The sequence below is a fragment of the Ancylomarina sp. 16SWW S1-10-2 genome, from assembly GCF_009669305.1.
GTDB lineage: Bacteria > Bacteroidota > Bacteroidia > Bacteroidales > Marinifilaceae > Ancylomarina.
Window position 1 is genome coordinate 1 of sequence record NZ_SADB01000015.1, and the last position, 21,141, is coordinate 21,141.

General features: G+C 34.6%; 11 protein-coding genes and 1 riboswitch. Of the genes, 2 read left to right on the forward strand and 9 right to left on the reverse strand.

Going from position 1 to position 21,141, the window contains the following annotated elements:
- Positions 1–386: 386 nt before the first annotated feature.
- Positions 387–767, forward strand: coding sequence for a MotA/TolQ/ExbB proton channel family protein (locus EMN46_RS12870; RefSeq protein ID WP_154201228.1), 381 nt, complete (start codon positions 387–389; stop codon positions 765–767).
- Between the two features lie 73 nt (positions 768–840).
- Here the strand turns inward: EMN46_RS12870 and polA are convergent, their stop codons facing one another.
- The 4 genes from polA to EMN46_RS12890 all read right to left on the reverse strand — a co-directional run bounded on the left by polA (position 841) and on the right by EMN46_RS12890 (position 5,159).
- The gene (polA, locus tag EMN46_RS12875; protein ID WP_154201229.1) at positions 841–3,636 is read right to left on the reverse strand and encodes a DNA polymerase I; all 2,796 of its coding nucleotides are present in this window, start codon (positions 3,634–3,636) and stop codon (positions 841–843) included.
- A gap of 84 nt (positions 3,637–3,720) precedes the next feature.
- A complete protein-coding gene (locus EMN46_RS12880) occupies positions 3,721–4,296 on the reverse strand; it encodes an HD domain-containing protein (RefSeq protein ID WP_154201230.1) in 576 nt (191 codons plus the stop codon).
- A gap of 77 nt (positions 4,297–4,373) precedes the next feature.
- Positions 4,374–4,820, reverse strand: coding sequence for a 6-carboxytetrahydropterin synthase (locus EMN46_RS12885; RefSeq protein ID WP_154201231.1), 447 nt, complete (start codon positions 4,818–4,820; stop codon positions 4,374–4,376).
- 39 nt (positions 4,821–4,859) lie between these two features.
- Positions 4,860–5,159 carry a helix-turn-helix transcriptional regulator gene (locus EMN46_RS12890; RefSeq protein WP_154201232.1) on the reverse strand — a complete coding sequence of 100 codons (300 nt, stop codon included), beginning with the start codon at positions 5,157–5,159 and terminating at the stop codon, positions 4,860–4,862.
- A gap of 276 nt (positions 5,160–5,435) precedes the next feature.
- Here EMN46_RS12890 and EMN46_RS12895 point away from each other — a divergent pair, with 276 nt between their 5' ends.
- Positions 5,436–6,419, forward strand: coding sequence for a polyprenyl synthetase family protein (locus EMN46_RS12895; RefSeq protein WP_154201233.1), 984 nt, complete (start codon positions 5,436–5,438; stop codon positions 6,417–6,419).
- Between the two features lie 8 nt (positions 6,420–6,427).
- On the opposite strand, the gene EMN46_RS12900 is transcribed toward EMN46_RS12895, so the two are convergent.
- The 5 genes from EMN46_RS12900 to EMN46_RS12920 all read right to left on the reverse strand — a co-directional run bounded on the left by EMN46_RS12900 (position 6,428) and on the right by EMN46_RS12920 (position 20,923).
- Positions 6,428–8,284 carry a PAS domain-containing sensor histidine kinase gene (locus EMN46_RS12900; protein WP_154201234.1) on the reverse strand — a complete coding sequence of 619 codons (1,857 nt, stop codon included), beginning with the start codon at positions 8,282–8,284 and terminating at the stop codon, positions 6,428–6,430.
- A gap of 312 nt (positions 8,285–8,596) precedes the next feature.
- Positions 8,597–9,496: a deoxyribose-phosphate aldolase gene (gene deoC / locus EMN46_RS12905; RefSeq protein ID WP_154201235.1), complete on the reverse strand. Its 900-nt coding sequence runs from the start codon at positions 9,494–9,496 to the stop codon at positions 8,597–8,599.
- Between the two features lie 293 nt (positions 9,497–9,789).
- The gene (locus EMN46_RS12910) at positions 9,790–10,743 is read right to left on the reverse strand and encodes a sirohydrochlorin cobaltochelatase (RefSeq protein WP_154201236.1); all 954 of its coding nucleotides are present in this window, start codon (positions 10,741–10,743) and stop codon (positions 9,790–9,792) included.
- Positions 10,744–10,793: 50 nt separating this feature from the next.
- On the reverse strand, positions 10,794–13,070 hold the full coding sequence (locus tag EMN46_RS12915; RefSeq protein WP_154201237.1) for a TonB-dependent receptor: 2,277 nt from the start codon (positions 13,068–13,070) through the stop codon (positions 10,794–10,796).
- A gap of 131 nt (positions 13,071–13,201) precedes the next feature.
- Positions 13,202–13,420: riboswitch (cobalamin riboswitch) on the reverse strand.
- A 324-nt stretch (positions 13,421–13,744) separates the two neighbouring features.
- Positions 13,745–20,923, reverse strand: a complete 7,179-nt coding sequence (locus EMN46_RS12920) for a cadherin domain-containing protein (protein ID WP_154201238.1) — start codon at positions 20,921–20,923, stop codon at positions 13,745–13,747.
- Between the last annotated feature and the right edge of the window lie 218 nt (positions 20,924–21,141).

Sequence of the window (21,141 nt, forward strand, 5' to 3'; positions counted from 1 at the left end):
ACTTTAGTTTGGCGATTTTAGTGGTAAAAAAAAGACTTTTATTCCACATAGACAATGGGTGAGACTACTTCTCCTCATTGTCTTGAAAAATACACCTCCTTTTTTCATCTAAAATTCCATCAGTTGCATTTGTGACTTGAATCTAAGCATTCTTTTATTAGTTAAATTCTCAATTACAGATTACAAAACTTCCCTCTATCTCAATATATGTTTAGAACACAGATTTGTATGCTCATTTAATATATATTCAGCTAATTTAGCTTAGAAATTAGAAATACCTAAACAATGTCGATAAACGACACGTTTAGAACTGTATTTGACCTTGACTGAAAACCGCTGATAACCTTACTTTAAGGTATTAGTATTAATCTTTAAAAAGTAAAAATATGAAAGATCTGTTTTTTATGGGTGGTGCACTCTTTATGGGTGTACTTAGCATTCTTCTTATTGTTATGGTATCGTGGATTGCTTATCATTTTATTGGTGTTCTATTATCCAAGAAGACAACGCAAGATGAAGCACTTCGAAAAGTAGAGTATGGAAAATCAATTGGTTTATTTGCTATGGTTATTGGCATACTTGGGCAATTACTAGGCTTATTCAATGCATTTTCGGTTTTAGAACAAGCTGGTAGTATTTCACCAAATGTGATTTATGGTGGCATAAAAGTTTCGATGATACCTACACTTTATGGAATCATTATTTACCTCCTCTCTATCCTATTATGGTTTGTTACCAGTGTTTTGATTGAAAAGAAATTAAATTAACAAAAAATTCTGAAAAAGTAAAAGCTCATTCTTTTTGCAAGAATGAGCTTTTAAAATTTCTATATATCACCAATCAATGCGCCTCAAGCCAGTTCTCGCCTACTCCCATTTCTATGGTAAGTGGAACGCTTATTTTTACTGCATTTTCCATTTCTTCGCGAAGAATAATTTTCATTTGATCGAGCTCAGATTTTAAGCAATCAAAGTTCAATTCATCATGAACTTGAATCAGCATTTTAGACTTCATGCCTTCCGCTTTCATACGATTACTAATGCCAATCATAGCCAATTTAATTACATCGGCAGCAGAACCCTGTACGGGTGCATTAATCGCATTTCGTTCTGCAATGGAACGCATCATACCATTGCTCGAGTTGATATCCTTAAGGTAACGACGGCGACCTTTAATCGTTGTCACATATTCGTTTTCTCTTGCGTCGGCAACGGACTTATCCATAAATTCTTTAACACCAGGATAGGATTCAAAATAACCAGTAATTAAAGCTTTCCCTTCCTTACGAGATATCTTCAAGTTTTCAGCCAAACCGAAAGCGGAGATACCATATATAATACCAAAGTTGGCAGACTTAGCATGCGAACGCATATCACTAGTTACTTCCTCAATTGGCAATTTATAGATTTTTGCCGCAGTTGCCTGATGGAAATCAGCTGCATGATTAAAGGCATCGATCATTGCTTTATCCTGACTCATGTGAGCCATTAAACGTAATTCGACCTGAGAGTAATCGGCTGATAAAAAGATATGATTCTCATCAGATGGAATAAAGGCTTTACGTACATATCGCCCTTGAGGTGTACGAATTGGAATATTCTGAATGTTTGGATTAATAGAACTCAAACGACCCGTTGCCGCTTCGGCTTGCTTAAACGACGTATGAATTCGTCCCGATTTCTGATTGATATAGGTTGGCAAGGCTTCCACATAGGTTGAAATTAACTTCTTCAATCCACGGAAAGTCAAAATTTTCTCAATAATTGGATGCTTATCCTTCAACTTGCTTAAAACTTGTTCCGAAGTTGAGAATTGTCCCGATTTGGTCTTTTTCGCTTTGGAGTCTAGAGCCATTTTCTCAAATAAGACCTCTCCCAATTGTTTAGGCGAAGCCACATTAAATTCCTGACCAGCCATTTCGATAATCTCTTTCTCAATTCCCTCTACCTCGGTATTTAACTCAACAGCGTAGGACTTAAGCATTGGCACATCAATCTTCACTCCTGTGAATTCCATGTCAGCCAAAACCAGAAGAAGTGGCATTTCCATATTGTAAAATAAATCCAGAAGCTTCGAATCGGTCAACTCATTCTCTAAAGCTTCAACCAATTCAAGATTCACTAATGTCTCTTCACAATATTTATCGTGCTTAATTGGTTCTGGTTCTAACATCAGACTCAACTGAGCTTTCTTTTTCTTATCGGGTTTTTCTGCCTCCATCATTTTATAATGGATACTTGCTTGGGCAATGGTTCCCATATCGTGCTTCAATTCTGGCTGAATTAAATAATGCGCAATCATGGTATCAAAAATAGCACCTTTCAATTCTACACCACACCATCGCAATGCCAAAACGTCTTGCTTGATGTCGTGACCAATTTTTAGAATTTTTTCATCCTCAAAAATAAATCGGAATTCTTGAGCCACTTTTTTCGCTTGGGAAGGATCTTGAGGGAATGGCACAAAAAATGAGCGGTTATTTTTAAAGGCAAAGGCCAATCCTAATATATTTGATTGATTAGGATCAATATCACTCAAAACGATTCTAAAAGAGAAGGATTTTTGAACACATAAATCAGCTCGTAAATCGGCTCTAACTGCCGCATTATCAAGCACAAAAAACTGAGATTTAAGGTCTTTAAGCTCTCTTAGAATAATTTCTTTCTCTTCTATCGTGCTCTTACCCACAGATTTTGAACTGTCAGGTGTATTGTTATCGACATTATCTATCGATTTACCATTTGTATTAGACAAAACCTTTTCTCTCAAAGAAAAGAACTCCAACTCCTGAAAAACACTTCCCAATGAGTCTTCATCAATATCTATTAACTTATATTTTTCATCAGAATAGTCGATAGGTACATCCAATGCGATTGTTGCCAAGACTCTCGAAAAACGAACTTGTTCTTCTGAATTGACAATATTTTCTTTCTGCTTACCTTTTAGCTTATCCGTATTTTCATATAAACCATCGATAGATTTATAAGCTGCTAATAATTTTTGAGCCGTTTTTGGACCAATACCTGGACAACCCGGAATATTATCGGCAGCATCACCCATCAACCCTAAATAGTCAATTATTTGCTCAGGATCTTCAAGACCAAAATTCGTTAAAATTTCGGGAACGCCTAAAACCTCTGTTTCATTGCCAGAACGACCAGGCTTAAACATGAATATATTATCACTCACCAATTGGGCATAATCCTTATCAGGCGTCATCATATAAACCGTGAAACCTTGTTTTTCAGCTTTCTTTGCCAAAGTTCCAATCACATCATCAGCCTCATAACCTTCAACCTCAATCTCAGGAATGTTAAAGCCTTTAATAATTCGCTTAATATATGGAATAGAACTTTTTAAATCATCAGGCATAGGCGGTCTTTGTGCCTTATACGCCTCAAACATTTCGTGACGAAAGGTTTTACCTATTGGATCGAAAACAACTGCTATATGAGATGGTTTTTCCTTCTCAAGAACATTCAATAATGTATTTGTAAAACCCAACATTGCTGAAGAGTTTATTCCCGTTGATGTGTATCTAGGATTCTTGATAAAAGCATAATACGATCGATAAATCAATGCAAAAGCATCAAGCAAAAAAAGTTTTTTATCAGGATTACTATCTGATGAATACATATATTATAGGTTTGTTAATGATGAACTATTCTAATTAAAACAAAAGTAAGAGAATTATTCACGGCCTTACATTTGTAGCTAAAATTATTGAATCTCTTTTAACCAATTTTCTATCTCCTCTACAATCAAATCTACATTAAGCTCTTTTCGTTGAAACTGACTGGCAAACAAAACCATTTTCTTTGAATTTGATACGTCTAGATCTGCTCCACAAAAATTCCCAAATCGGAAAGCTTCCAAAGTTAAGGCATCCTTTAAGAGCTTATATAATAATAAAGCTTCTTCTCTATTCTCAAGTTTAAACTGAGCCATATTTTCATAAACATCTTCCGGACTATTTAATTGTGATTGAAAAAGAAAGTGTGTTAAGTTATTCTTAAAGAGATTTTTGCCGAAAAAATTCGCCTTTCTGAGTTTCTCATAGGATTTAAGTCCAAAATTTGAATTCTTTTGATTCTCTTCTCTACCCATATCAATAAACAGAGCACAAAATTTTATAATTTGAACTTGATCACCTTCTAATTTCTCAAATTCAGCTATTCTTTCCACGAGTTTAAATACGCGATATGCATGTTCAATACCGTAATGACCAGTTGAAAAAAGGGACAACATGGAATTAAGAGATTTTGTCTTATCAAAATTGGAAGAATCTAGAGTCATTTTGATATTAATTTAAAATTTGGGGTACAAAAAAGTCCGGATAAAAGCCGGACTTCAATTTATATATTTTCTTTTAATTAGTTATCCTCTGCATACCATTCAGCAAAAGAAGTTGCTGTTTCGTGGAGTTTAAGAGAATGTAATTTTACATCTGCTGGTAAACGTTTAAGAATTCGTTGTGCAAAGTCAGCTATCATGTTCTCACAAGTTGGCTGATAATCAAAAACGAAAAATCGTTCAAACATTTGAGGAATATTCAATTGGTCAAGCATTGGCGTTTTATCACTTAAAACAACAGCATGATCCAATTTATCAACGATCTCTGAATTTACAATCCGCTTAAGATCTCCAAAATCCATTACCATTCCCAGTTTTGGATTCTTTTCGTCCGCAACAGGTTCTCCAATTACGGTTACATATAGAATGTATGAATGTCCGTGAATATTCTTACACAAGCCATCGTAATTCCAAAGGGCATGTGCCATTTCGAATCGAAATTCTTTGGTTAATCTAATTTTTGCCATTTAATCAATCTAAAAAACTGTTTAAACCAGTTTTATTTTTTATGCCTGAGTACAATTACTGATACAATCAATAATATTGCTTAAGCTACAGTGCTTTAAGAAATAATATGTATTCTTCCCTTCGCGTTTCGATTGTAAAACACCTTTATCCTTAAGAATACCTAAATGATGTGAAGTTGTTGATTGTTCAATATTCAATAATTCATGTATTTCAGTCACCGTCAATTTCTTTCCATCGTCGAGATAACCTAAAATTGCAATTCTCATTGGATGGGCAATTGCCTTTAACATGTTGGCTGCTTGTTCTAACTTTTCCGGTTCTAAATCACTAATTTTCATATACTAAACTTAAACTTGTATTTAATAACTATACAAATATATAAATATATTCGGTTAAGAAAGAAAACTATCATATCGAAATAGCTAAATTTGTTACTTTGATATTAAATAAGCCCGTTTTGAAGAGATTCTAGTTGAATTTAGGTGATTAAAAACAAGCCTATTCCATTAAAATTAGATTGACAATAAACTTCTATTCTATTTAAAGAGGGATACATCTGAAAATTTACATCTTTTTTATCCGTTGAAAGCACTAAATTTTTACCTTTGGTTGCTATGACAAAAGCTTCTACTTTAAAGATTATAAAATCTCCTATAGAAAAAGAGTTAAAGGAATTTGGTCCGTATTTTAAGAATGCCATGCGGACTAAAGTTCGCCTGCTTGATATTATCAACCATTATATCATTAAAAGAAAAGGTAAAGAAATGAGGCCTATTTTGGTTTTTCTTGCAGCGAAACTCTGCGGAGAAACCAATCAATCAACCTTTACTGCAGCAACCCTTACCCAGCTATTGCATACTGCAACTTTGGTTCACGATGATGTTGTTGACGAAGCCTACGAAAGAAGAGGTTTTTTCTCGATAAATGCACTTTGGAAATCAAAGGTTGCCGTTTTAGTGGGAGATTTTCTTTTGTCAAAGGGTTTATTAATTGCTCTCGACAACGATGAGTTTCAACAGTTAAAAGTTGTTTCTGAGTCGGTTAAAGAAATGAGTGAAGGTGAACTTTTACAAATAGAGAAGTCGAAAAAACTTGATATTACCGAAGAGGTTTACTTTGATATTATCTATAAAAAAACAGCCAGTTTAATTGCTGCTTGTACACAACTTGGTGCCCTATCGGCAAATGCTGATACTGAAACCCAGAAAAAAATGAAAGAATTTGGGACCAACTTAGGCATTGCTTTTCAGATTAAAGATGACTTATTTGACTACGACAAGCAAGCTGCTATTGGGAAACCAACAGGGAACGATATTAAAGAAAAGAAACTAACTCTGCCTCTTATCTCGGTACTAAGAGATTGTTCTCCTAAGGAACGAAGATGGGCAATTAAAATTCTGAAAAAACATAATAAGAATAAAGAACGCGTTCAAGAACTGATACAATTTGTAAAAGACAAAGGTGGTATTGAATACACACGAGAAAAAATGTTAGAATACAAGGCTAAAGCGGAAGCTATTATTATGACTTTTCCGGAATCTGATGCTAGAAATGCAATGAGCGCTTTGGTAGATTATACGATAGAAAGGAAAATATAGCAACGAACTTATTGCTTTGGAACTGTAAATGAGAAACAGCTTCCCACTCCTTCTTCACTTTCGACCCAAATAGTTCCATTATTGGTATCAACAAATTCTTTACAGAGAATAAGACCTAAACCAGTTCCCATTTCCATTTCTGTACCAACAGTAGAATACTGATTATCCAATTGAAAGAGTCTCGCTTGGTTACATTTATTTATTCCTTTACCATCATCTTTAATCGAAACAAAAAAATGTTTTTCTTGTTCTTGTATCGAGATATCTATATTCCCTTTTTTGTAGGTAAACTTCAATGCGTTAGCTAATAAATTCCTAATAATAGTATCAATCATATATTTATCAGCAAAAACAAAACAATTTTTTTCTACTTTAAAATCTACGTTAATATTTTTCTTATGAATATTGGCTTGTATCAGTTTGATATTTGAATCAATTAAACTTACTAAATCAAATTCTTCTGGCTGCCATTTTATATTTCCTCTTTGCGATCTTGACCACTCTAATAAATTCTCGAGTAAATCGTTACCCTGTGTTGCAGAAGTATGAATAATACCAGCAAACTCTTTTATTTCCTCTTTCGAAAGGTCATCGTTATTTATAATATATTCCGAAAGTGTTTTTAAAGAACCAAATGGATTTCTAAGATCGTGAGCAATAATAGAAAAGAATTTATCTTTTGTTTTTAAGGCTTCTTCTAGAGCCTTTTCACTTCTTATTCTCTTTGAGACATCACGAGCAATAGCTAATACATATTGTATTTCGTCCTCAGTATTAAATTCAGGAATTAATTGCCATTCGAAATAAATTTCTTTCCCTCTTACATTAATTGAGAAATCAAAAATATCAGAAATTCCAGTTTCAAAAACCTTATCCATTGCAACTTCCCAGAATTCACACAAAGCATCTGGAAAGCCCATTTCTTGGTGAGTTTTCCCTATAAATTCCTCGGGAGCAATATCCAAAACAGGTAAAGTTGCTGAATTTACAAATACATGACGGTGATCTCGATCAATACGCATCACTAAATCAGTCGCATTTTCTACTAAGGTTCGAAAATGAATTTCACTCTCTAAAAGTTTCTTTTGAGCTACTTTTCGATTTTCAATATCCCTAAAAGTGATAAAAAATACTGTTTCATTTAAATATCTTATTGGAGATGAACTAGATTCAACCGGAATCAATTTACCTGATTTAGAAATCAAATCAGTTTCGAAAACGGCTCCTTTATCTCTCTTTATTCGGAATAGTCTATCTTCAAAGGGAAGCGAATTAGTAGGATCATCAATATCGAAAATTGTCAGTTTTGAAAATTCTTCTTCAGAATACGAAAGCATTTTGGATAGCTTTCTTGTGAACTTCAAAATTCGACCTTTACTATCTAAAACTAAAAGAGCATCACCTGTCGACTCAAAAAGTTGCTCATAAAAAAGCTCACTTTCTTTTATATCCAATTCATTAGGTTGAATATGACTTGTAGGCATTATCATACTTTGACGTCGAGAACCGTCCTGACCATCTAATTGAGGTTCTACAAAATACTTAACATCCTTATGAGGGGGTTGATCAGAAATCGCACATCCCTTACAAGGTTCATCCAAACCATAAAAAGCAGCATGGCACTTCTTGCCATGAAATTTCTCGTGAGATTCAATTAAATCATTATTCCATTGATCATGAATTGAGAGAACATTATAATGACTATCAACAACTCCCCAAAGATTAGTGAAATTTTTAGAATTAGAAGTTTTCCTCTGACTTAGGGAAACAACCTTAGAGACCTCCAGCTTTTTCTTAAGTTGAGAAATCTCTTCTTCTAATTCAAGGATCTTTTCTTTGTCTGTCAAGTTTGTTTCTAGTTTCATTAGTTAGATATTTTTTCAAACATCTTATAAATCATATTTATTTAAAGCCGTATACTCCTCCTCATCCTACATCGTTGAATCCATATAAAATACTCCGAAATATGACCATCAAAAAATACGCTCTACCTTACCATGAGCTAACATAAAAACATGACAAACAGACATATTACAATGCTAAACAGATGTTTGAAGAGGTTCTAAAGCTACATAATATTTCACACTAATCAAGTTTTAAGTTCAATAATATAGATTTTAAAACGACAAAAGCCGGAATAATCCGGCTTTCGTTTCAATATAAATATCTAAAGAGTATTAGAAATACTTGATCTCTGTCTCTTCTCCTGTTTCTAATTTGTGAATCTCAGTAAGCAGATTATTCGCTAAACTTGAAGCTCCAATTCTACACCAATTATTATTCAACCATGCCTCTCCTAAGTTATTCTTAGAAATTGAATAGAACTCAATAGCATCCTTAGCTGTTGAAATCCCTCCTGCTGGTTTAAAACCAACCATACGGCCTGTTTTTTCGTAATACTCAGTAATTGCCTTAGTCATAATATAGGCAGCTTCTAAGGTTGCATTAACAGGTACTTTACCTGTTGATGTTTTAATAAAATCGGCACCAGCCTCCATTGCAATAATAGATGCTTTACGAATATTCTCTGCTGTTTTTAATTCTCCAGTTTCAAGAATAACCTTAAAATGTGCTTTTCCACTAGCTTCTTTCTGAGCTACAATTTCATCAAATACCGTTTGATACTCGCCTTCAAGAAAAGCTCCTACTGATATCACAATATCGATATCGTCAGCTCCTTTTTCAACGGCCATTTTACATTCCAATGCTTTTACTTCAACGTATGATTGAGAAGATGGGAAAACACCTGCTACAGCTGCAATTCTAACGCCCTTAGCTTTTAAGTTTTCATTTAATGTTGGCACTTGGTATGGATATACACAAATAGCGGCCACATTTGGCATGTCAAAATCATTCTGGAAGTTATTTACATTGTCAGCAAAACTTTTAGCTCTTGCGTGCGTGTCAGTCGAGTTTAGTGTCGTTAAATCTATAAAAGAAAAATTCTTTTTTAGATTTTCAATTGTGTACAAAGATTTAAAATCTCTATCCAAAATTGTCTTGACATTTGCCTTTACTTCTGCATCGCTAATCTTAAGATCGTATGATTTTAAGATCTCTAAAATGTCTCTCTTCATAATGTGTGTAAATAATTAATAACCAGTTGCGAATCGTTATTCGCTGATTTTTCCATTAATACTCTCAGCCAAAACGGCATAGAATATTTCCTTTCGAATCACAAAAATAGAATAATTTTTACGCATCCCCTATTTCTATAACATTAATTTACTTTGGTTTAATACATAAATAACGACTTATATGATAAAGAAATAATTGTAAAGTAAAAACCATAATTTCAATATGTAAGACAAGGCAGCTTCTTAAATTGAAGCTGCCTTGTCTTACATATTGAAATTGAATTAATCTATTGTTATAATTTTGCTTTAGCCTTATCTAAGTGAGATAACCAAATAGCTCTGGTTTCAGCATAATCTTCTAAACCTTTCATTACATCAGTTACGGTATAACCAGCAGCTTCTAATCTTTCTCTCCACGATTGCTCAGCAGGATTAGTTTCACCTGTCACACCGTTCATATCATTGTTAGCATGATCTCCAGCAATCGACATTAAAGGAGTAATCGTAACATTTTTAGAACTTAAATCTAAAGCATCAAGTTTTGTAACAATAGAACCAATTGAAGTTGTTCCATTCTCGAAAGTAATACCTTCAACAGTTCCAACGAAAAAATTCTTATACAATTTCTGCAATTCAACTTCCATTGCAGGATATTTCGCGTTATTTACGTGAGGCGTACCATGTCCCATAAAAAGGACAGGCTCACCTGCAGCTATTTGTGTTGAGAATTTATCAGCTAAAATTTTTGCTACCGCGACCAAATCGTCATCACTATTTAAAAGTGGCATACCTACAGTTATTTCTACCCCTTCGTATTCCGCTTCAATTTTATCTACAGTTTCAATTAATTCATCGTATTCTTCTCCAGGGATGACATGTAATGATTGAGCAAAGATTTTACCATATCCTTCTTCAATCATCAATTTAAAGGCTTCTTCTGGACTATCGTTATCAATGATTTTTCCATTTAATGCACCTTCTCCATTTCCTTGTCGCAATTTATTAAGTATAAGATCTGAAGTAAAACCCCAACGGATTTCCTCACCTGCAAATTTAGTTTTTGCGGTTTTATCCATACCTGCAAAAGACGCTTGAGGCGCTTCGTAACTTGAACCAAAGGTAACTAACAAAATTCCTTCTTTGTTACCAATTTTGGTTTCGTTCTTGTCATCATCATCACTACTACATGATGTACACAAAAGTGCTGCAGCACTTAAAATCAAAAATACTTTACGGATACTAAACATGTTATTAAAAATTATAAAGGTTAATTTTAACTATAGCCATTTATGGCTGTTTATTTATTTTTATTTGAAAAATTCAGTTTTATGCCAACAAATACGCTTCGCCCCGGGTTTAAAGTACCATAATGAGAACCATAAGGACTATCATCTACATAATCAAAAATATTATCAACACCTCCAGTGATTGACCAATTGATTTTTTTGAACTTACGTATCTTATAATTAGCTGTGAATTTGAACAATTGGTAAGCCTTAGCGTAACTTTTCTCTAAATCTTCATCGATATAAAACCGATTTGATTTATAAACACCCGTTAAATTCAGATTTAAACTTTTAGTGTGCCAAGCTTTTGTCCACGAAGCCTTAAAATTGGCACTATGTGCGGACACGCCATTTAGTCTAATATCTTCGGTTAAATTGCGAGCATCAACATAACTATATCCTGCATTTAAAGATAAATGAGACGAAAATTTGTATCTTATTTGATAATCTATTCCGCAAGTACGGGCATCATCTATATTATATCTTTTTTTTGTTTCTTCTATCCCTCTTAGTTCATCATAATAATCGGTTTCAATAAGACGAAAATCAATCATATCGTAAAGACGATTTAGATATAAATTTAGGCTAGTTTGGAACTTTTTATGCTTGTATTCGGTTGACAAAGAAAAATAATGAGAGCGTTGAGGTTTTAAGTCTTCGTTACCCAAATAAAGACGATAAACGCCCATCATATTACTCTCGTAATAATAGTACAGCTCTTTTAATGTAGGACTTTTAAACCCACTGGAATACGTGAAGCGATAGGTAAACCCTTTCTCTTTGTACATCGTAGATATCTTTGGTGTAACAGAAAATCCAGATATATCATGATAAAGTGTACGAAGGCCTAAAACCACATCAATTTTATCGCCAATTTTAATTTCATCCTGACCGTAAACAGAATATGTAAGTGCATCTGCACTAGGCTTATTTAATCGATACTGCGCCTCCAGATAATTACTTAAAACATCAAAACCTAAGCTCAATTTGTTCTTTGTATTGATATAAAAAACACCTTTTGCCTGTGCATTAATTGTTATCTGTTCGGAATTTTTAAATCTATCACCCGGATAGTAGGTTACACTAATGACATCAGAGGCAGTAGTATAGGTTTCATTATATTTATAAGGATATTCGGTGTAATACAGATAATTACCAAAAGTGATATTGAAATCGATATAATTTTTGTTCTTTAACTTGTAATTACCACCAAGGTCAATGCTTCTGTTATTGTAATAGTAGTTGTGCATTCGTCCTCTAAAAGGAAAATATAAGGTCTTCTCATACCATGAAAGATCTGCATTTAAGCTCAGTTTCTTATTTACATCATACTCTAGATTCTGAGTAATGGTGTAGCCTCTGCTCTTATTTACGGGTTTATCGTAGGTTAGCACCAAATATGGTAAATCATGGTTATCTTCCCATGAGGAATTATATTCCATATTATTTAACTGCCAGCCATCTGTTCGTTTATGAGAATAAGTCGTTTTGGATAATAATTTGTTTTTACGGAAGGATAAAGAATTAAACTGCTTTAATTCTCCATAAGCACCAATTCTGGTATGACTATTAATCTCCAGCTTTTGCTTACTTTTCTTTGTAATGATATTAATCACCCCAGCAATGGCATCGGAGCCATATAGTGTTGAGGATGCTCCCTTAATAATTTCAACCTGCTTAATATTATCAAAATCAATTCTACTTAAATCAGTATAACCCCCAATACCACCAGTAAGTCTTTTTCCATTTAATAATAAAAGAACAAAATCATCACCCAAACCATTTAATTTGATATTGGTTCCCATAGAGCTAGAGGTATAATCAAACGAAGATGATATATTTGAGATAATTTCCTCAAGATTACGACCACTTATCTCTTCAATGTCTTTCTTTGTTATAATTTCCGTCTGAACAGGAACATCATCAAGTTTGTAATGTGTACCAGTACCCGTTACTACAATTTCATCGAGAAATTTGAGATTTTCTTCTAGCTCAAAGTTGATAATATTCTCACCTTCCTTCAAGCTTATAGCTTTACGAACAGTTATATATCCTGAAAAAGAAGCAATTAAGGTGTGTTGACCAGTTTTTAAATTCTTTATCAGATAATCACCTTTGGAGTCACTTGCACAACCTTGGGTACTCCCTTCGATATAGACGCTTGCACCACAAAGAGAATTGGCACTTCCTTTCTCCTTAACATTGCCCAACAAACTTACTGTTTGTGCTGTAAGTGATAGATTCGTCAACAAAATAAGAGCAAACAGAAAACAATTCTTTAGTCGCATTAATGTGTAATTATTTTATAAAACACTGCAAATTGCGACCAAGAGTTTGTTATACAAACACCTAATTAGAATAGTAAATACTGAACAGTTATAAGGTTCAATACATATACTTCGGTTCCCGGAAGCAAAATGTTATTAAGTTACGATTGGGCAGGTCTCCTGACTTTTCTCAATTTTCACGGCCTTCCCATTTCAACTAATTGAAACAGTGGCTTGTGGTGTGAAAACTATGTTTTGCATTTGCAAAATGAGAATTACAGTAGCGGGTGCTGTTCCGGATTTTAACCGGATTCCCTTTTCATTCTCTCAGACGATAATCTGAGAAGAACACCTAAATCGCCACAAATATATAGTATTTAAATTAATTTTAAAATTAAAGCAATCATTATTATTATGTTCTTAAACACAGAGTAATATAGTAAACTTAATAGAACTAATCTCGGTAAAACTAGAATATCAAGACACATCGAAAATGCTCAAAAAACCAAACAGTTAGGGACTTTCAGACAGTTCTACATTACAACTTCGCTTGGTGCAAAAGTTCAGTAAATTAAAGATGTTAGAATAGAGAACATAAAATTGCTAGAAGAACTGATCACTAGCAAGTGTGTTCAAATAAAAAAGCCCAAACCATTGCAATGATGATTTGGGCTTTCGACAACAATTAATTAAAGTTACTCTTTCACAATTTTATAAGTCTTACGAACATTATCCATATCAAATACTAGTAAGTACATACCAGCCCCTAAATGCTGGAGTGATTTATTAATTCTGACTTCCTCCCCTATATTTTGATGTGTTTCTTTAAACATTAAGCTTCCCGTTAAACTGTATAAAGCTATATCTAGATTTTCTCCTTTAAAATTTGAGAAATCGATATGCAATTCGTTGGCCACAGGATTAGGATAGATACTCACCATCGTTTCAGTAAAGCTAGGTTCTATACCTGTAACAACCTCCACTTCAATATTGAATTCTTGTTCAACTGTAAATTCTGAGTCTTGGGCTTCTAATACCACATGATAAGAACCTCCTAGAGTTGGTGTACCACTTAGCATGAATGTACCATCGCCATTATCAACCAGACTTAACCATTCTGGTTTTTCAATAGCAAGCACATTAATAGCATCGCCATCAACATCTATACTTTCTATTGTGTAAATATATTCCATGTCCTCAGCGCCTACGGTAATAGCTTCAGATACAAAAACAGGTGCTTCATTCACATCGGTAATTTGAATGGTCAAACTTTCGGTATAGCTCAAATCATTTTGATCAACAACAGTAATTTCAACAGAATAACTATCCAAAGTTTCAAAATCGAAAGCTGCTTTACTGACTAACTTGTCACCTACAAGCTCAAAGTTCTCATTCTCGACAATTGTATAAGTAAAAGTTTGATTTGTATCTACATCATTTGTGCTTAGTATTCCAACTTCAGTTCCTATTGCTGAATTCTCTGCAATTGTATTGGCTGAAAGTTGAATATCACTCGGTCCATCATTTACATCGGTAATAGTAATGCTAAAACTCTCAGTATAGCTCAAATCGCCTTTATCCGTCACCGTGATTTCAACTGAATAGCTATCCTTTGTTTCAAAATCAAAGACTGATTTACTTACCAGCTTATCTCCTGAAATCCCGAAGTTTTCATTTTCAGCTACTGTGTAAGTGAAGCTTTGATTGGCATCAACATCGCTGGCTGTTAACATTCCAACTTCTATACCTATTACTGAGTTCTCAGAAATTGTGTTTGTAGAGAGTTGAATGCCTGTTGGTGCTTCGTTGATATCAGTTACATTAACACTTACTGTTTGAACAGAACTGGTATTTTCTCCATCACCTACTGTTACAGATAAAGTATAAGTAGTTGTTGTTTCAAAATCAAGATTCGTATTGTCTGCAATCGTAATTGCTCCTGTTGACTCATTAACAGCAAAGACAGAATTTGTATTCCCTGCTGTAATTGTCCAACTGCTAAAAGTCGTACCTGCATCGTCATCTGTTGCTAAAACAGTTCCTACACTAGCATTATTTACTGCAACCTCATCAATATTAAAAGTTTGTGAAGCCGTAATAACAGGAAGTTCATCGTTAATATCAGTTACATTAATACTTACTGTTTGAACAGAACTGGTATTTTTCCCATCGCCTACTGTTACGGATAAAGTGTAAGTAGTTGTTGTTTCAAAATCAAGATTCGTATTGTCTGCAATCGTAATTGCTCCTGTTGACTCATTAACAGCAAAGACAGAATTTGTATTGCCTGCAGTAATTATCCAACTGCTAAAAATCGTTCCTGCATCGGCATCTGTTGCTAAAACAGTTCCTACACTAGCATTATTTGCGGCATCTTCATCAATGTTAAAAGTCTGTGAAGCTGTAATAACAGGAAGTTCATCGTTGATATCAGTTACATTAATACTTACTGTTTGAACAGAACTAGTATTTTCACCATCGCCTACTGTTACGGAGAAAGTGTAATTCGTTGTTGTTTCAAAATCAAGATTCGTATTGTCTACAATTGTGATTTTTCCTGTTAATTCATGAATCACAAAAATTGCATCTTCATTGCCTGCTGTAATTGTCCAACTGCTAAAAATTGTACCTGCATCGTCATCTGTTGCTAAAACACGCCCTACAATGGCACTATTTACAACGTCTTCATCAATGTTAAAAGTCTGTGAAGCTGTAATAACAGGAATCTCATCGTTGATATCACTTACATTAACACTTACTGTTTGAACAGAACTGGTATTTACTCCATCGCCTACTGTTACGGATAAAGTGTAAGTAGTTGTTGTTTCAAAATCAAGATTCGTATTGTCTGCAATCGTAATTGCTCCTGTTGATTCATTAATCACAAAAATTGCATCTGAGTTCCCTCCGGTAATTGTCCAACTGCTAAAAGTGGTATTTGCATCGTCATCTGTTGCTAAAACACTTTCTACACTAGCATTATTTGCGGCATTTTCATCGATGTTAAAAGTCTGTGAAGCTGTAATAACAGGAAGTTCATCGTTGATATCATTTATAGTAACACTTACAGTTTCAATAGAACTTGTATTTGTTCCATCGCCTACTGTTACGGATAAAGTGTAAGTAATTGTTGTTTCCAAATCAAGATTCCTATTGTCTGCAATTGTAATTGCTCCTGTTGATTCATTAATCACAAAAATTGCATCTGAGTTCCCTCCGGTAATTGTCCAACTATTAAAAGTTGTATCTGCATCGTCATCTGTTGCTAAAATGATTCCTACACTAGCATTGTTTTCAGCATTTTCATCGATGTTAAAAGTCTGTGAAGCCGTAATAACAGGAAGTTCATCGTTGATATCAGTTACATTAACACTTACTGTTTGAACAGAGCTCGTATTTTCACCATCGCCTACTGTTAGGGATAAAGTGTAAGTAGTTGTTGTTTCAAAATCAAGATTTGTATTGTCTGCAATCGTAATTTCTCCTGTTGATTCATTAATCACAAAAATTGCATCTGAGTTCCCTCCGGTAATTGTCCAACTGCTAAAAGTCGTACCTGCATCAGCATCTGTTGCTAAAACGGTTCCTACACTAGCATTGTTTACAGCATCTTCATCAATATTAAAAGTCTGAGAAGCCGTAATAACAGGAAGCTCATCGTTGATATCAGTTACATTAACACTTACTGTTTGAACAGAACTGGTATTTACACCATCGCCTACTGTTACGGATAAAGTGTAAGTAATTGTTGTTTCAAAATCAAGATTCGTATTGTCTGTAATCGTAATTTCTCCTGTTGATTCATTAATAGCAAAGACAGAATTTGTATTACCAGCTGTAATTGTCCAAGAGCTAAAAGTCGTACTTGCATCGTCATCTGTTGCTAAAACAGTTCCTACACTAGCATTGGTTTCAGCATTTTCATTTACATTGAATGTTTGGCTTGCAGTAACAACCGGAATGGCTTGCGTTGTAAAACTCACCTCAGAACCATAAAAAGTACCTGCAGTATTTATAGCATAAGCTTTTACCGAATAAGTGGCACCTGCAGTCAAGTCAGTAATACTTTTACTGAATATTCCCGTTCCTGTCCCATTTGCATTTACGGTAACTCCTGTTCCTCCTATTTCGGGATTACTGTTGGTTGCTGTTACAGAATAAACCACTCCTCGTTCGCTCACTGAAGATCCTCCATCAGCTGTTACTTCTCCACCCATTGTAGCTGATGTCGTATTAAAAATTGTAATGGCTGCTGTTGCTATAGAAGGTGTGTTAATTGTAGTAAAATTCCAACTACCTGATGCTACGGTAATTTCAGCATTCCCATTGTCACTCAAATCCTTTACAAAGTCAGAACTAATCTCAATTGTTATCAGACTATTTTTGGGTAAGCTCTCTGTGATGTCTAAACTAAGAGTTTTATTATCTGTCGACTGAGTAAAAGCATTTCTATCATCAACTACAAACAAATCGTATGTCTTTAAATTCGATCCGTCACTAATCAAAGATAATGTACCTGTTGATGCAAGGCTTATCTCTTCGTCGAAGGTTACCGATAGCGTTGGCTTTAAACCTACTGCTGTTGCATTATCAAGAGGACTAAAAACAGATACTGATGGTTTTATAGTATCTATAACTGTAATGGTAAAGGCTTGCTCAACATATCCAGCATCATTAGTGGCTCTAATCACAACTAAGTGATCTCCTAAATCTGACTTAGAAGGGGTTCCTGATAGTATTGCACCGGTTTGCAAACGGTAAACTTCATTGGTTCCAAACTTCGCATAAACAAGTGCTCCTGAAGATGTAAATGACAAACTCCAAATATTGTCATTCGTTAATAATGATACATCTTCATAAGACGAAAAATTCTGGGTATATTTCCGTACCCCACCAGATGACATAGAAAGGTAAAAGTTTCCTCTTTTGTCCTGCCTAATTGAACTAACATTATTTGGTAAACCCGAAAGAACAGTTGTGATACTACTTCCATCATACTTTAAAATTGATTTATTAGTCCATGTAGCAATATATAGATTGTCATCTTGATCAAAAGTTAAACCAAAAGGTCCACTACTAGGTACGCCATCTGATGAATCTAATAATAATTCTACTGCTTTAGAATCTTCATTTATTCGGGAGATAGTAGCTGAATTCCAATCAGCAGCATAAATCCAGCCATCCTTATCAGTTAATGAAAGTGCTCCTCCTGCTATCGAAGCAAATGTTTCTTCGGTAGCCGATGAATTATTCAAAGGCAAACGAGTAATCGACTGACTTGAATTACCATAACGAGGAATATACAAGTACCCATTTGCAATATGAAGCGCATAAACCTGCCCTGAAATTAAATCATCCCTCCACAATGTGGTATTACCATCAGGAGCAATTTTATATATTGTAGTTCCATTAGAAGTAATCGCATAAATATTACCCTCATCATCGCCAGCTACACCAGAAATAGATACGCCTTCTGGAATATCACCAAAAACGCTTGCTTGACTTTGTCCATCAGCACTAGCCGTAAGCCAGTCAGGTACAGTTGGTGCCGAAATTATTGTTTCTAATTCACCCTCGGTTGTGGCGACAATACTATATGCGTATGGCTTATCGTAAGCTACAGTTAATTCTGGTGTTGTAGTAATTGTTGGTTTATTTACCGTTGTAAAACTCACCTGAGAACCATAACTTGTTCCAGCACTATTGGTGGCATAAGCACGAACGTAATAAGTTATACCGCTTATTAAACCTGTTATATCTGAGACAAATGCTCCGGTTGTAGTAATTGCACCTTCTTCGGTTTTACTATCTGCTACTGTTGGTGTCCCCGATGTATTCCAACAAACGCCATGTTGAGTTGGATTTGGCGAACCAAGATCAGTAATACTTCCATTTGCCGTGGCTGTTGAAAATAAAATGTCAGAAATAGCCAGAGTTGTGACTGTAGATAAATCGTCGGTTGCCTGCAATTCAACAGTGGAAACTATTGAAAGATCAGCCATATTATCGTTGTCGCCTGTATTAATACCACTATCTGTTAGGCTAGTAATGGTCACCACTCTATCTGTAATATTAGGTGTATTACTATTATTTTGGTAAGCAATCATATTAATCAAAACCTGAAAATCAGAAGTAATTAATGTTCCTCCACTTAGGCTTAAAGTTGCAGTTGTTCCACTTAGAGAAACACTATAGGTAAGTGAATTAGTAGTCGTTGTTCCAGTAGTACCATGGGTTAGAACAATAGTACTTCCATCCAAAGTAAGAACTTCATTAGAACCATCGTTAACATTGGAAATTGTTGCGGTAAAAGCAGAAAAACTTTGGTCACTTTCAATTGTTGATGCTGAAGCGTTACTAAATACAAAAACAGCACTTCCATCTTCAGTAAATGTGGGGTTGGTAGCTGTAGCTGTTAACGTAGGTTCATCGTTTACATCTGAAATGTCAATATTTACAGTTCCTAAAGAAATATCTGTTCCGCCTCCTGTTCCAGTATTACCACCATCATTAACAGTCAAACTTACTGATGACGCATCATTTCCACTTACATTAAGAGAACCTGTATATTTTATATTCGAAGCAGAATTTAAATAAGTATTGATATTGGCAAGTGTGCCACTTAAACTAAGCACTCCAGTATCCGAACCACCAATGGTAACAGAACCACCTGAGCTTGCTACAAGGGTTCCTGTTCCTGCAGTTATTGTTAATACAATACTGTTTCCCCCAGCATCAACATCACTTAATGTTGTAGCCGAAAGATCAACATTACTAGTAACATCCTCCGTAACGTTGATATCAGAAGGTAAACCAGATATTTGAGGATCATCATTTACTGCACTTATATCAAAACTAACCGATGCAGCACTTGAAGTTTCTGTTCCATCATTAGTTGTAAATGAAATCGTACCTGCATTGGTTCCATTTAAATTAGAAGTTGGTGTAAAAGTTGCGGCATCCAAAGCCGTATTAATTGCAGCTAAAGTACCAGCCGCCGTAAAACTTGATGAACCATTTCCACCGCCACCAAAGGTGAGACCTGAAGTTCCAGTAGTAAGCTTTCCTCCGGTTATTGTAAATGTAAGAGTTTGATCATCTCCATCGGTATCTGACACTTGAATATCATTTGCCAGAGCAACATTTGTGTCATCTTCGGCTACTATTGGAGTACTTGGCGCAGTAGCTGTTGGAGCGTTATTAGTAACAACTGTATTCGTTACATTTGAAATAGTTATAGATCTAAATTCAAAGTTTGAAGTCGGATTGGCTGTAGTATAATTTATTGCTATTTCAGCGACATTATCGTAACCACCAGCTGGCCAAGCTGTAGAAAAGGAAAAACTACTAATTGAAAAGTCGAAATTATCAATTACCTGACTCCCAGAAAATGTATGAGCAGCAATAGTTGCTCCAAATGCATTCTTTAGTATAACTTCAAATTGAGTAATTATAGTTGAAGCTGTAAAAGAACCTATTACCATATTTTCAAACGTAAAGGCTTTCATGGTTGTTGTTCCTTCTGCTTTCCATTCAACAGAACCAAATGTAGTATTTCCATTGGCCAACTTGTTATTCAAATAAATAACTGGCTCCGCACCTTGAAAATTATTGCTAATTATAAACTTATCACCTTGAGTTTTATATCCTGCCCCTCCAGAATTGTCAGCTCCAACATTTCCAAAATCATACGTGCCATCTGCCGTTCCATTTGTGATTGCCATACTAGAATTCACGGAAATAGCGAACAATATGACGACTAAGAATAAGATTTTGAAAGTATCCTTAACTATATTAGTATTCATAGCTCTAATTGGTCCAAAAGAGCACGGATATTTCTCTTCTTTGTGGTTTTTTGAGTATAGTTTTTTCATATATTCGTTTTAAGGTTTTACATTTTAAGAGAGACTACCTGTTTCGATATTCTCACTTTTTTTTAGACTAAGTAGCACTCTTCTACAGTATGAATTCACACAATCACACCTCCTATACACTTGTAAATAAACACATTAATTGGTTGGTAAAAATAAAATAATACATAAATTCGTCAAGGCAGTAATGTGACAAAGAGCACAATAATTGTTGTAAACAT

Excerpts from the sequence above, each read along its gene's own strand:
- EMN46_RS12870 (WP_154201228.1), top strand. The coding sequence starts at position 387 with ATGAAAGATCTGTTTTTTATGGGTGGTGCACTCTTTATGGGTGTACTT.
- polA (WP_154201229.1), bottom strand. The coding sequence starts at position 3,636 with ATGTATTCATCAGATAGTAATCCTGATAAAAAACTTTTTTTGCTTGAT.
- EMN46_RS12880 (WP_154201230.1), bottom strand. The coding sequence starts at position 4,296 with ATGACTCTAGATTCTTCCAATTTTGATAAGACAAAATCTCTTAATTCC.
- EMN46_RS12885 (WP_154201231.1), bottom strand. The coding sequence starts at position 4,820 with ATGGCAAAAATTAGATTAACCAAAGAATTTCGATTCGAAATGGCACAT.
- EMN46_RS12890 (WP_154201232.1), bottom strand. The coding sequence starts at position 5,159 with ATGAAAATTAGTGATTTAGAACCGGAAAAGTTAGAACAAGCAGCCAAC.
- EMN46_RS12895 (WP_154201233.1), top strand. The coding sequence starts at position 5,436 with ATGACAAAAGCTTCTACTTTAAAGATTATAAAATCTCCTATAGAAAAA.
- EMN46_RS12900 (WP_154201234.1), bottom strand. The coding sequence starts at position 8,284 with ATGAAACTAGAAACAAACTTGACAGACAAAGAAAAGATCCTTGAATTA.
- deoC (WP_154201235.1), bottom strand. The coding sequence starts at position 9,496 with ATGAAGAGAGACATTTTAGAGATCTTAAAATCATACGATCTTAAGATT.
- EMN46_RS12910 (WP_154201236.1), bottom strand. The coding sequence starts at position 10,743 with ATGTTTAGTATCCGTAAAGTATTTTTGATTTTAAGTGCTGCAGCACTT.
- EMN46_RS12915 (WP_154201237.1), bottom strand. The coding sequence starts at position 13,070 with ATGCGACTAAAGAATTGTTTTCTGTTTGCTCTTATTTTGTTGACGAAT.
- EMN46_RS12920 (WP_154201238.1), bottom strand. The coding sequence starts at position 20,923 with ATGAAAAAACTATACTCAAAAAACCACAAAGAAGAGAAATATCCGTGC.